Here is a 12,913-nt window from a genome sequence, read left to right on the forward strand (position 1 = left end):
AAACTAATATTATGAACAAATCAGAATTAATCGACGCTATCGCTGCTGACGCAGGAATTTCTAAAGCGGCTGCAAAATTGGCTTTAGAGTCTTTTTTATCTAATGTAGGTGGAACTTTACAAAAAGGTGGAAGAGTATCTTTAGTTGGATTCGGATCTTGGTCAGTTTCAGGAAGAGCTGCAAGAGAAGGAAGAAATCCTCAAACAGGAAAAACGATCAGCATCGCTGCTAAAAACGTAGTGAAATTTAAAGCTGGTGCTGAATTAGAAGGTTCAGTAAACGCTAAATAGTTTCATTCCGAAATAAAAAATAAATCAAGCCTTTCAACTGAGAGGCTTTTTTTGTACACTTTATCGAAATAATTTGGAAGAAAAACTTTTATTTGTTAAATTTAATAAAAATTGTAGCCAAATGATTTCAGAAAAACTCAAAAAAGGAGTGTTGCTTATAGCAGAACCTTCCATAATCGGAGACCTATCATTCAATCGCTCAGTTGTTTTGCTAGCCGATCATAATGACGAAGGCTCAGTAGGGTTTATTTTGAATAAGCCTTTAGATTACACCATTCAGGATTTAATTCCAGAAATTCATGCCAGATTTAAGATTTATAATGGCGGACCGGTCGAACAAGACAATCTTTATTTTATCCACAATATTCCAAATCTGATTCCAAATAGCATTGAAATCTCAAACGGAATTTATTGGGGAGGAGATTTTGAATCTACCAAAGATTTAATTAACGAAGGAAAAATCAAAAAGAATAACATCCGATTTTTCTTAGGATACACCGGTTGGGAATCACACCAATTAGAGCAAGAAATGGAAGCCAATTCTTGGATTATTTCTCCAAATGTGTATGAAAATAAAATCATCGGTAAATCAGCAACCCATTTCTGGAAAGAAAAAATTTTGGAGTTAGGAGGCGATTATGTAATCTGGTCTAATGCGCCAGAAAACCCGATTTTAAATTAGTTAAATCTAATTTGAGCGTTTAATCGAAGCAATAAATCTTTTGAAACTTTCGTTTCATATTCTTTTTTGCGGTATTTTGTCACCGGCTGAATTCCTTTAATTACATTGGTAACAAACAGTTCGTCAGCCTTTTGAAGGTCAAATGGCGAAATGGGTTCTTCCACAACTTCCAGTGATTCGATTTTTCGGGCAAGTGCCAAAACCTGCTTGCGCATCACTCCGTTTAGGCAACCTTCAGAAATTGGTGGCGTTATTAATTTGTTGCCCATCAACATAAAAAGATTTCCGTTTAAAGCTTCAATAACATTTTTATCGTCATTGATCAAAAGGCAATTGTCATAACCGTTTTCGTCAGCAAAAATGCTTCCCGTCACGTTGATCATGCGATTTGAAGATTTGATCGTAGAAAGCAAATGTTTGGTTACAATAAAATCTTTGTATAATTCTACTTCATAAAAGTCTTTTTCAATATTGTAGACTGTATTTTCAAGCGGTGAAACAGAAATTAAAAACGAAATATTTTTGTCTGTCGGAAGGTACAAACCGCCTTCTTTTCTGAATATGGTAACTCTTGCACGAGAAGAATTTTCAAGATTTTGGGCTTTAGCCAAAGAAAGAATCTGCTCTTCAAAGTATTCCATCGTGAAGTTCATCGGAATTTCCATACGCACAATTCGCATCGAAGCCATCAATCTAAAATAGTGGTCTTCAGCAAAAAGAATTTTGCCGTCCAATATTTTTAAGGTTTCAAATACTGAATCGCCATACAGCAATCCGCGGTTATTGGTCAATAAATTGTCTTCTGAAGCGATGGTTCCGTTAAAATTAATCATAAAAAAGCCCTGAAATTAATGCAGGGCAAATATAAGTCTTAAAAATTGAATTCTATTATACAGAACCAATAACGTGTTTTAAATCTGAAATTTGGTTCTCCCACAACTGTGTTGATTCTGCAACTTCGTTTTCTTCAGCAAAGTCAACAACCATTAATGAAACGTCTTTTGTGATCTCATCAACCAAAATACGAAGCTCAAAAAAGTATTCACCATCTTTGCCGTCATCTTCAACCCAACGAAATTTTACTTTTTCGCCTGTTTTTTTAGAAGCCAATCTTGCTTTTTCCTCATTGTCATTCCAGATGAATGTGAAAAACTCTCCTCTTGAATTTACGTTGTCGGCAAACCATTCAGATAACCCAGAAGGTGTTGAAATATATTGATACAGCAATTGTGGCGATGAATTTAATGGGAATTCTAATTCGTAACGTACTTTGTTTTCCATGAGCTCGGTTAATTTTTTCGAAATATATAGAATTAAATCAAATTAACCGCCTAAATAAAAAATATTTTTTTTCGTCAATTATATTTGCAACATCTGATTTTAGTAGTATATTTGCACCCGCATTCAAGGATGCAATGAACCAAAAAAATGGCGAGGTAGCTCAGTTGGTTAGAGCGCAGGATTCATAACCCTGAGGTCACGGGTTCAACTCCCGTCCTCGCTACTTGACGGGATAAAGAAGGTAAATCTTTCTTTATCCCTTTTTTATTTTCATACAAAGAGTTGTTAATCAAGTATATTAGCTCCAAAACTTCATTCACTCGGGCGGTTCGAAACGTGTTTTTTACGATAGTGAAATTTTCAGGAAATATTGAACCAATTAGTTCCCTGCATCCTGTCCAGTTCCCGTCTTTATAGCAATTATTCAATTCAAGAAGGTTTAAGACCCCCTTATTGAGCAAATCCTTCACATCTTGACCAGTCTCATTTAAATTGGATAGCTTTTGCTGAAGTTTGATAGTCTCATTCTTATAATTGGCGTTCATTTCGCTGTAATCCGACACGTCAATTTGTTGTTTTGACAGCAGCTCCCTGATGTAGGAAATCCTCTTTTGATAGTCATCTATTTGCTCGACCAGCTTTGTTTTATGATCAATGTTCATCTTGTCACTCTCCTGGTACGCCTCGATAATCAATTTCTTGTAGACAATTCCTATTTCTGCTCTTGGTACATACATTTTGAGATTATCCATAAAGACAGTATTTGCCTTATCGGCATTGATTCTGAATTTGCATCCGGCAGAACAATGATAGTAGGCGTAATAACTGTTTCTCCCCTTTGAGATACTTCCAGTTAGTATCTTATTGCAATCAGGACAAGCAAAGAACCCTCTCAAAGGAAACGGTTCCTTGGTAACAATTTTGGGTCGAAAGTTCCTTCCCCTGCCATCTAAAACCCCTTGCACTTCATTGAATAGGGCTTGCGTAATTAACGCCTTATGTTGTCCGATGACGTACTTAGCTTCTTCGTCCTTATATTTAGGCACTGCTATCTTCCCGCAGTAGACAGGATTCCTGATCAGTCTCCAAAAATTATTCCTTGAACATCTCAGTCCTTTGTCCTTTGCTTTAAAAAATATCTGTTCGGTATTGAATATTCCTTTCGAAATCTCTATAAATGCCCATTTAATAATTGAAGCGTCCGGCTCATCAAAGGCAATGTATTTTACTCCAGCTTCACTGATTCTGTTGATATAGCCAGCAGGAGCCAAACCCATATAGCGTCCTTCTTTTCTGGCCCTCCTCATTCCATGGAAAGTATTTAAGGCCCTTCTGTCATTCTCAACTTCTGGCGCCGCCAGATAAAAAGCCAGCATCATCTTGTTTTCAGGAATGGATAAATCTAAAGGTTGTTCAATTCCTTGCGGCTCAACACCAAGTTTCCGAAGTATGTTGATCATCTGGTAAGCATCACCTGCATTTCTGCTGAACCGGTCCCATTTTGTGAACAGGACGAGATCCGTTTTATTTTTATTTTTTCTCAGCTTCTCTAAAAGCTTATTCCATTGCGGCCTGACAAATGTCTTGGCTGAATGGTCTTCATAGATTACGTCCCTTATTGCTATGTTATTGATCTGGCAATATTTTCTTAGAACTTCTTCCTGATTTCTTTGGGAATATCCCCTGTCTGCCTGTTCGTCAGTACTAACCCGTACATATAGATCTGCTGTCGTTTTCATTGTTTTGTATTTAAATAATTGGATACTGCAATAGCGGCTAGCTTTCTTAAAAAATCCAAAATCAGTTGCGCCTGCTCCACGGTGACATCCATCCCTTCTGCTTTCAGCATCTTCAGAACCTGCTCGGCATCCAGCTTTCCTTTTGCATTATCATCATCACTTCTCATTTGACTGTCTCGGTTAGCTCACAAAGACCGCCATGACGGTCTTGGATAATTTTACATTCAGTTCGCTTCCTTCTCAACATAGGAAGCTACAAACATAAAAAGGCATTTTGGAAGTGATTGCAGTATCAGCACTACGGGCATTCCTTGTCTTTTGGTGGCATAATGGTTAGGAGAGTCTTTCAGAACTGGTTGCAACACTATAACAGATAGGCGGCGGAAACCTTATTAGGTAAACCAGTGTGGCTTGGCTACGGACTTTTATTTTTTAATGATGAGCAATTAAAAAAATTTCAATAATGTATCCTATCAATTTTCTATGTATGGTACATTTAGAATCGTGTTTCGTACAGATGATGCAAATCAAACCTACCTACAACAACCTATAAGCCAAGGCTTCCAGCGCTTAATGTTAATATCTGTTGGCCCACTCACTAGCGTGACCGCCTCCTTAGCGCTGGGCTCTTCTCGACTAATTCTTTTACAAAGTTCGGCCGAACGGCTTCGGTTCGCCGCAAAAAATTCCCCCATAAATGCTCGGACTGCGCCTTCGCTTTATTGCGTTGCTTTTTGCGCTCGCTTGCCGGCTGCCGAAAGTGCTCCATAATTAATCTTAAAATCTAGAAATTATGGAAACGTTAGCAACATCAGAAAAATGGAAAATGGTATCAGAAATAGAACTGGTCTACAAGACGGCAATTAAGCCGTCACAGCGCCCTAAAGTGAGCTCGTCTGCCTCTGCCTTCGAAATTCTTCTGGCAGGATGGAATCCCAACAAAATCGAATTCATCGAGCAGTTCAAGGTGCTTCTTCTGAACCGCAGCAATAGGGTGCTGGGGCAGTATGAATTGTCCACAGGAGGCACTACCGGTACCGTTGCCGACGTACGACTGATCTTTGCAGCCGCATTAAAGGCAAATGCCTCGGGCATTATAATCGCACACAACCACCCATCCGGCACGCTTGCTGCCAGCCAAGCCGACTGCGACATTACAAAAAAAGTGAAGGAGGCCGGCAAAATTCTTGAAATTCCGTTGCTGGACCACCTGATTGTAACTACCGAGGGATACTATTCCTTTGCGGACCAGGGGATGCTGTAGCATCTTTATTTCTGCTTTTTCGATTCATCATTTATGACAGCGATATTGCTCGAGGCAATCTCCTATCTTCTGACATATATGATTCAGGTGACATATGATTTTTGCAGGCCCGATATAATTAGCCTGTAGAGAAACAAACACATTATTGGAGAGCGGAGTTGTTTCATTATTTTAAAGTACTAAAAAATGAAATTCGCATATTATATCAAATAAATTCAATTAAAGAAAACAACAACAAGGTATTGTTCTTTTGCGTAGTATTGTAAAGCTTAAATATTGAAAAAGCGACGCATATACATCAATTTTCTGCTGTAGATTCGATATAAAGTATCGCATATAAATAATTGACCTACCTTTTGTAAAAAACTCCGTCATCATGGACAATGAAGTCAAAAAATTAGATTTAGAAAATGTCACTTTCATTAATAATTCCGGAGAAATTTCTGTGGAAATAAAAAAAGACATTCCCGAAAAATTCTATAAGTATTATTCATTAAATGAAAGATCAAATCAAGTTTTAGAAAATGTAAGTCTATTTTTTTCCCATGCTTACTTGGTAAACGATTTAATGGATGGGAATTTTATGCTTTGGAATTTAGAAGAGTTTATTGAAAAATATAGTAATGACACTCAAACTAAATTTGATAGCGAATCTTTCAAACAAACTAGCATAGTTCAATTTAGAAATGAATTTCTGAAATATAGAGGAATTTTATCGTTAACTGAAGGATATCAAAATGAATTATTCTGGATTCATTACACTAATGAAAAAGGTTATTGCATAGAACTTAATTCTTCAAAGTTGAAAAATTTCTTTGATGAGAAATATGCTTCAGATATTATGCTTTTTCCAATAAATTATAAAAAATTAGAAATACTAAATTTAAACAAAGTTGCAATCTTCGAAGAACGAACAAGTATATTTAAACAAACCGTTGATATAAACTTGCCAATAATTTATAGTTTTTCAGTTAAGGACGAGTTTTGGAAATATGAAAATGAATGGCGTTTTCTACTAAAGAAAAAAGATTTCAAACACATGAATAATCCTTTGGATATTATCAGCAAGGAAGAAAAAAAAATTGACGAAGAAAATTTGACTAGTAGAAATATAGAAATCCCCATTAACGTAATTGACAAAATAATCTTAGCACCAGTCTTTTTTAATAATCACATTTTTCACAAAAAGACTTTGGAAAGTGGAAATGAAAAATTTTGGTTTACAAAATCTGACGTAAATGATATCTATAAGTTTTTTAAAATATTACTTGAAAAATATCATGATAAAATATTTCAAGTAGACAAAGTTTTAAACTATGATGACAATTCGGTAAATAGAGTTTTAAGATACAAAATTCAAATTATAAAATTGAGTGTTGATTATGTAATTATCAAAAAGGCTGAGATTAAATATTGAAACGGCAGGTAATCGCCTTTCACCAGAATTGCGGAGATTTCAGTAGCCGGAAGTTGCAATTTCACGAAGAAAGTCTATCTTCGGCAGACACAACTCAGTTCGCTTTAATCCGCGACTGACGGCTACAGGCAAAATGTTAGTAGTAATATCGTAAACTAAATGGAAAATAATCTTATAAACTTACAAAAAGGAGATTTAGATAAAAATATCTACCGGATTTATCAATTAGACAGATTCATTGATTTACTTACAAATAAAACAAATGTACTTGTCAGAACTTCATTGTGGGAAGATCCTTTTGAAAATTTTATTTTAAATTCTACTGGAAAACTTCCTTCAGGGCAACTTTTCACAATATCGTCAAGAGATAAATACTTTGGGCAATGTTGGAGTTTAAAAAAAGAAAGTGATGCTATGTGGAGAATATATTCTCAGCACATTAAAGATGAAAAATCTGGAGATTTGATAACTGGTAATATAGGTGTAAAAGTAAAATCTAATATTGGTAAAATTTTTGAACCCCTATTTAATTCACAAAAAAGTGCCATTAATCCTAAAAATGGTCTACCTTATATTTTAAATTCCTTTATTGGTAAAGTTGAATATAAAAGAAAAAACGATTTAATAGGACTACTGAGTCAGAATGTAAGTAATATTATATTTGATCAATCTGGAAAAGGCCAAGCATCAACTTTAATGTTAAAGCGGCTAGCTTTTACTCACGAAAGAGAAGTAAGAATTGTTCATTCTTATGACGATTGCGACGAATCGGACAAAATATACTCTTATCAAATAGATCCAAATCACTGTTTTGACGAAATTGTTGTGGATCCAAGAATTCCCAAACAAGAATATTTAAAGATTAAAAACTTAATCCGCAAAGCAGGATATAAAAATAGGATTATTCAATCAGGCTTATACAAGATTGAGAACTTTACCTTCAACAGCGACTATCCATGATACTAATGCTGACAGCGACTTGCCTTTGTTGGTTTTTAGATAATTTGAAACTATATTTTTACTTATTTGTTTACCGTAGCATTAAATGCTCTGGTCCTATTTACGCAACAGACAAGTAGCCGCAAAACGTCAGGCTGTGAAAAAACGTCTATAAATTAAGAAAGTATCCGGAGGACTATCAAGGAAAAAATTCAAATATGCGATTCTCAATAGGATTTTAGTTTTTTCACAGACTGACATTAGAAGTGATTTTAAAAAAACTTTGAAGAGACAAAATATATAAGCATCAACATTTTACTGCGGACTTTGTGTAAGATTGGAATGCCATATTGAAATAAAAATTACGCAAGTAATTTTTGAGTAAATCGATTCTTAAAAAAAACAAGGAGATTTTAAGAACTGAAATCATCAATTTCAGAAGATTGCATTTTTCACTGCAACAAGTTTTACGTACAATGTATTTAGCACACTTGCGCCTTGTCTTTCGCTGGCTGACTAAATTTAAATGCAGTGCGCCTTACTTTTTAAGATGCTTTTTTTCAAATTCCTCCGTGAGCTGCATTATCTTTTTGGATAGCACAGCTAATTCTATAGTCTGCTTTTCCAGTTTGTACAGATAGGCCAAGGCTTTCTTCTCGGAAAAATTACGGTGCAAAATCTTTATTACCTGATTATAGTTTACCCCGACAGCCCTGAACTGGCTGTAGAAGGAGGTCAGGCGCATGTAATAGTCGATAGCCGCCTTATCTATCTTGACTACTTTAATACCTTTTTGGAAAACACAGGCTGTAATGAAGTGTGCTCTGACATGCATTCCCGATGTTTCAAAGAGGGTCAGGAAGCGTGCATTTTCTTCATCGTTAAGACTGATGGAATAGCGGTGGACAGCAGGATCATTTTTTGGAGGCCTGCCTCCTCGGTGCGGTTTCTTTCTTTCTTCATTTTCCATGACTCCAATTGAATAATATTACTTGTAAACTAATATATCTCATAATCAGCCATTGCGACTTAAGTTGGAAATACTTGGAAGTGTTTGGAAGCATATGGCTTATTTGTACCATTATAAACTTAACCTTTTACTAGCCCACAGTAAGCCCAAGAAAAATGTACTACTACCTCAAACGTCAAGACAAATGTATCACTGGATTATTCTTGCCTACGCATTCATTTAAAGAAATTCTTTGTAGTTTATAATTCCTTAAGAAATAATAAAAAGAAAACAAATGTATGACGGGCTATATCAGTATGGCAAAAAGACTTCGGCATAATGACTTACTCGTACCTCGCAAGCCACCCTTCGGGACTTATTCCGATTCCTTTTGGCGTATCCCGTCCTGTAAGATTGCTTTCTTTTTCTTTTTTCCGGTTTTTCTTTTTCTTTTGAAAATATATTTATGGTTTTAGATAGGTAGATAGGGCATTACTTACTTGTTTACACAGCGAAATATCTATGTAGTTGCATAAGGGCGTAAGTAGATAAGTAGATAAGTATTGATTTACGTTTTTACATGTGCATCTTGCCAGAGGGACACATACATCTGTATAGTTGGCCAGCCCTACAGGAAGACATTTTTATGCAAATACCTACGGATGGCGTGTATGCGTATGTGAATTTAACAGGAGGTCTGTAATTCTCTTCGTCCCGATTGTAATTATTGCAAAGAATAATGGAATCAACGGAAGTATAATCATAAACCTGAAAAAATAATATTACCGAATCGCCCTGCCATAGCTAATTTTGATGATTCTGTCCATGACAGGAAATCCTTGAAATATCCATACAAAAAAAAAAGGGCTGAAGCCCTTTCAATTAAAACCATCACTAAAAATGTTGTCGCGGGACAACGGCAAGTTGTGTTTTGAGATGCTTGAAATGAATTCAGCATCTCAAAACAACTTGCCCTGCTGGGGGCTGGAAAACGCCTCCGAAGTCAGCGTTTTTATCATTACAATTCGAAAGAAGTTATTTGGAGTCACCTTTATTATTCCCACCCAAATGTATTTGGTAAAGCATGTCCAGCAGTTCTGCCTCTTCCAAAGGGATCAGCATTTCAACTATTCGCAAAAGACTGTAAACGTATCTTTCGGACTGTCTTGGACTATTGCTGCCGACCTCGATTCCTTCCAAGGCAAGCATTCCAGCCTTGAGCAGATCCATAATCATGCAGAACAGATCCCGGTATCCTTCCACTTTTAATTCTATGGTATGGATATCGTTTCTACTTTCAGATGCCGGCTTCAGTAATACGAAATAACGTTCAGGGTTGTCAATGAGGTCATTTAAGTTGGTTGTTTCTTTTTCCATGATCTTTAGTTTTAGATAGATTATTCATTTATTTATTGGACTTTCTGAGGTGTTTTTCATGTCGTGTTTTTCATTTCCTTATCGGGAGTGCTGAAATAAGTATAGACCGATTCCAGGAACAGCCTGGCTAACGCCAACCATGTCATCAGATTGATATGTTCCTTCATTTCAGGATCTTTTTCCAATTCCGCTTCGCTTTCTGGATTAAGATCCAGATTTTGAATCCTCAGCTGGAACTTTTCGTAATAGACTGTTCCAACCACCGATAGGATTACAAGAAGCAGTTCCTTTATGAATCGGGAGCAGGCAATGGAATTTAAGATATACCTGAGGCTGTCGAACCGCCTATCCTCGGGATCTGGGTGTTCTTTCAGTTCACCACAAAAATGAGCCAGGAGTTGCAGGCAAGAAAGCAGTCCTGCCGTCTTCACGTCCTGCATCTCTGCACCTCTGATTTCAAGATCGCCTGAAAGCAGTTCTTCCAGCTCGTATTCCCGAAGGAGATCGGGATACCGGTCCAGTAATAGATCGAGGTTTGGATTTTTCAATTTATCGAGCAGTTCCGAAATACCGCTTTCCAAGCTCTTTTCGGAATTCAGCAGGAACATGTCCAGTACCGTCCTGGCCTGTTGCATTGATCTTACAAGTTTTTTTTCTTCCTTGCTGTTTTCATTATTTTTCATGTTTAAAATTTATTGCTGTTAAAGTTGGGATTATGATGATAGCGTCGCATCATCGGATTCTGATCGTTGCAGTGCTTTCTTTTTAATTTTTTCAACGCCTCTCTCACGCATGAGCTGGCTTGCATCGAGCATCTTGATCAGATGGATATAGGGCGTTATAAGGTCGGTGTCAAATTCTATGGTATAGGGAGACATGGACAGGTGGGTTATCTCAGATAGGAAAAACTCAAATTCATCCAGCGATTGCTCTGCAAATGCCGTCTGGAATACCATAAACGGATCGGCGTACTCTTCCTTTGTTAGTGAAGCTTGATGAAGGACTGATTTGCATTCAGAGTATTGCTTTACTTTCCATTTCTTGCCCTTATATTGAAGACACAGGCAGGCTTTAAGGAAGGAACGAAGGGCGGTATAGAAGACAAATACCTGCCCCGGATACTCTTTCTTGTAAACGTCCTGCCTATTGATGTAAAGGAATTCTTCTCCCAACCTCTGCTTGTAATGATCGAGGTGTGCATAATCGAAGAAGGCATCAATCACCTCAAATGGGTTTCCTATCTCGTAGGCTGCCCAAAAATTGGTTTCAAAATATATCTTGTTCTTTTTCATGATTTCTAATTGTTCATTTTCTTGGTTTCATCTTCAATTTTACTAAGCCGTTCCATCTCATTTTGGATCAGGATATCCGCCTCCATTCTGAATTTCCCGCATCTTTCCTCCACCAGCTGATAATGCATATAATCGATATCGTTGGTCCTGCTGAAACGCAAGGTACTGGGCTGCTGCTTTAGCAGTTTGAACAGGGACTTGTCTTCCGTGGTCTGGCGTGGAAAGAAATCCGCAGTCAGGGTTGTAAAGTATTCACAAAGCGTAAACAGGTACTCCAGTGCAAAATGATTTGGGGTGTATCCAGTAAAGACGCGAATCAACGACAGGCAGGTCTGCTCCACAATCTGGTGGAGGGCAGACATCTTTACCATATCCGAACTGGTCACGTCATCATCATTGTATACCCAGCTCCAAATTGTGGCAATAACATAGCTCCTGTTTGCCACATAGCTTGATGTGGATTTTAGATTTCTTTTTGGAATTTCCGTAAGATTCAGATACGGAGGCCTGTTGCTATCCTGAAATAGCAGCTCTGCGTTCTGCATAACCTGCCAGAAGAAAAACCGCTGGTCATGGCAGGGGTTTTTAAGAGTCTTTACGTGGTGTATAAGAATTGTTGCGGTTAAGGAACCTTCTGTCCCTGTTTTGATCTTGTCACTTATGTCACTGGCGGCATTTTCTATGGTTTCATAAACGAATACTAGGAGGTATAAATGAATATGCTCTTTTTGTACTTCCTTATCAGGACAGAGTATCCTGCTCGAATTGTAAGATGTTGCATGCCTGCCAAAACAATAAATGGCAGCTGTTTGGATGTGCCCTGTAATTATTTCCTTCAATTCCTTCTGCTGTAAAAATTCAATTGCATTCATAATTTTAGATTTTTAGTTAATACTTGTTTGAAAAATCGTATTTTTGTTTAACACACAGCAAGTAAGTGATTACTCGTTTTGTACCGTATCAATTTGCCCCGTACCGTACAAGACTATTGCTGTATTATACAAGGGACTTTCATTTTTATTCTTAATTATTATCTTTGAGCTATGAGTACACTAACAAAATCAAATCACATTGGCCGAAAAATCAGCCGCATCCGTGAATTAAAGGACATGAAACAGGAAGCATTGGCACAGGCTCTGGGAACAAACCAGCAGGCTGTATCTATTATGGAAAATAGCGAGACGATAGAAGAAGAAAAATTAATCGAAGTAGCGAAAGCTTTGGGTGTAAGTGTGGAAGCGATCAAGAATTTTTCAGAAGAAGCGGTTTTAAATATTATTGGAAATACAGTAAATAATCATGACAATGCTACAATGAATGCAAATGTTCAATATCAACCAACTTTTAATCCATTAGACAAAGTCGTTGAATTGTACGAACGTTTAGTCCAAGCAGAGAAAGATAAAGTTGAATATTTGGAAAAATTACTTAAAACCAAATAGGCTTTTATAGAAGATATATTAATTCCAAAAAGAGACTTTCGAGTCTCTTTTTTGTTTTACAATGCCGTCCGTCGATATACATCTCTAAACTCTCAAGCATATATAATGGATGACAGATTTGATTAAGATGTTAAGTAGGCCATTCTCTGTTGTATATGAAGTTCAAATGCTGAATTACTGGAAAAACCGGTCAAATTGACCACCCAATTCCAGTTCAAATTGACCACCTGTTTCGGTTGAA

At 36.9% G+C, this 12,913-nt stretch carries 15 protein-coding genes and 1 tRNA gene; 7 read left to right on the forward strand and 9 right to left on the reverse strand.

Going from position 1 to position 12,913, the window contains the following annotated elements; all coding sequences use genetic code 11:
- The first annotated feature begins 11 nt into the window (after positions 1–11).
- Both EG849_RS10785 and EG849_RS10790 read left to right on the forward strand, forming a co-directional pair.
- Entirely contained in the window at positions 12–290 is a 279-nt protein-coding gene (locus EG849_RS10785; protein WP_125013093.1) for an HU family DNA-binding protein, read from the forward strand.
- A 121-nt stretch (positions 291–411) separates the two neighbouring features.
- A complete protein-coding gene (locus EG849_RS10790) occupies positions 412–972 on the forward strand; it encodes a YqgE/AlgH family protein (RefSeq protein WP_125013094.1) in 561 nt (186 codons plus the stop codon).
- Here the strand turns inward: EG849_RS10790 and EG849_RS10795 are convergent.
- Positions 969–1,805, reverse strand: a complete 837-nt coding sequence (locus tag EG849_RS10795; RefSeq protein ID WP_125013095.1) for an aminotransferase class IV — start codon at positions 1,803–1,805, stop codon at positions 969–971. The genes EG849_RS10790 and EG849_RS10795 overlap by 4 nt on opposite strands.
- Positions 1,806–1,860: 55 nt before the next feature.
- Positions 1,861–2,253: an START-like domain-containing protein gene (locus tag EG849_RS10800; protein WP_125013096.1), complete on the reverse strand. Its 393-nt coding sequence runs from the start codon at positions 2,251–2,253 to the stop codon at positions 1,861–1,863.
- Between the two features lie 149 nt (positions 2,254–2,402).
- Between EG849_RS10800 and EG849_RS10805 the strand changes: the two genes are divergently transcribed.
- Positions 2,403–2,476: transfer RNA gene (locus tag EG849_RS10805), tRNA-Met, on the forward strand.
- Here EG849_RS10805 and EG849_RS10810 read toward each other — a convergent pair.
- Entirely contained in the window at positions 2,436–3,992 is a 1,557-nt protein-coding gene (locus EG849_RS10810) for a recombinase family protein (RefSeq protein WP_125013111.1), read from the reverse strand. The two genes, EG849_RS10805 and EG849_RS10810, sit on opposite strands and share 41 nt — an antisense overlap.
- Positions 3,989–4,159: a hypothetical protein gene (locus EG849_RS15620; protein ID WP_158611942.1), complete on the reverse strand. Its 171-nt coding sequence runs from the start codon at positions 4,157–4,159 to the stop codon at positions 3,989–3,991. Before EG849_RS15620 ends, EG849_RS10810 begins: the two co-directional genes overlap by 4 nt.
- Before the next feature lie 626 nt (positions 4,160–4,785).
- On the opposite strand from EG849_RS15620, the gene EG849_RS10815 reads away from it, so the two are divergent.
- The 3 genes from EG849_RS10815 to EG849_RS10825 all read left to right on the forward strand — a co-directional run bounded on the left by EG849_RS10815 (position 4,786) and on the right by EG849_RS10825 (position 7,633).
- Complete coding sequence (locus EG849_RS10815; RefSeq protein WP_125013097.1) at positions 4,786–5,256, forward strand: JAB domain-containing protein; 471 nt, start codon at positions 4,786–4,788, stop codon at positions 5,254–5,256.
- 376 nt (positions 5,257–5,632) lie between these two features.
- Positions 5,633–6,673: a DUF2971 domain-containing protein gene (locus EG849_RS10820; protein ID WP_125013098.1), complete on the forward strand. Its 1,041-nt coding sequence runs from the start codon at positions 5,633–5,635 to the stop codon at positions 6,671–6,673.
- Positions 6,674–6,832: 159 nt separating this feature from the next.
- Positions 6,833–7,633, forward strand: a complete 801-nt coding sequence (locus tag EG849_RS10825; protein WP_125013099.1) for a hypothetical protein — start codon at positions 6,833–6,835, stop codon at positions 7,631–7,633.
- A 517-nt stretch (positions 7,634–8,150) separates the two neighbouring features.
- On the opposite strand, the gene mobA is transcribed toward EG849_RS10825, so the two are convergent.
- The 5 genes from mobA to EG849_RS10850 form a co-directional block, all read right to left on the reverse strand.
- Complete coding sequence (gene mobA / locus EG849_RS10830; RefSeq protein ID WP_125013100.1) at positions 8,151–8,582, reverse strand: conjugal transfer protein MobA; 432 nt, start codon at positions 8,580–8,582, stop codon at positions 8,151–8,153.
- 1,014 nt (positions 8,583–9,596) lie between these two features.
- Positions 9,597–9,938 (reverse strand): hypothetical protein, encoded by a 342-nt coding sequence (locus EG849_RS10835; RefSeq protein ID WP_125013101.1) that lies wholly within the window; start codon positions 9,936–9,938, stop codon positions 9,597–9,599.
- A gap of 56 nt (positions 9,939–9,994) precedes the next feature.
- Complete coding sequence (locus EG849_RS10840; protein WP_125013102.1) at positions 9,995–10,621, reverse strand: hypothetical protein; 627 nt, start codon at positions 10,619–10,621, stop codon at positions 9,995–9,997.
- A 30-nt stretch (positions 10,622–10,651) separates the two neighbouring features.
- Complete coding sequence (locus EG849_RS10845; RefSeq protein ID WP_125013103.1) at positions 10,652–11,230, reverse strand: hypothetical protein; 579 nt, start codon at positions 11,228–11,230, stop codon at positions 10,652–10,654.
- A gap of 5 nt (positions 11,231–11,235) precedes the next feature.
- Complete coding sequence (locus EG849_RS10850) at positions 11,236–12,102, reverse strand: hypothetical protein (RefSeq protein ID WP_125013104.1); 867 nt, start codon at positions 12,100–12,102, stop codon at positions 11,236–11,238.
- 171 nt (positions 12,103–12,273) lie between these two features.
- On the opposite strand from EG849_RS10850, the gene EG849_RS10855 reads away from it, so the two are divergent.
- Positions 12,274–12,672, forward strand: a complete 399-nt coding sequence (locus EG849_RS10855; protein ID WP_125013105.1) for a helix-turn-helix domain-containing protein — start codon at positions 12,274–12,276, stop codon at positions 12,670–12,672.
- Positions 12,673–12,913: the final 241 nt, after the last annotated feature.

The sequence above is a fragment of the Flavobacterium macacae genome (assembly GCF_003865365.1).
In the GTDB taxonomy this organism is placed as follows: Bacteria; Bacteroidota; Bacteroidia; order Flavobacteriales; family Flavobacteriaceae; genus Flavobacterium; species Flavobacterium macacae.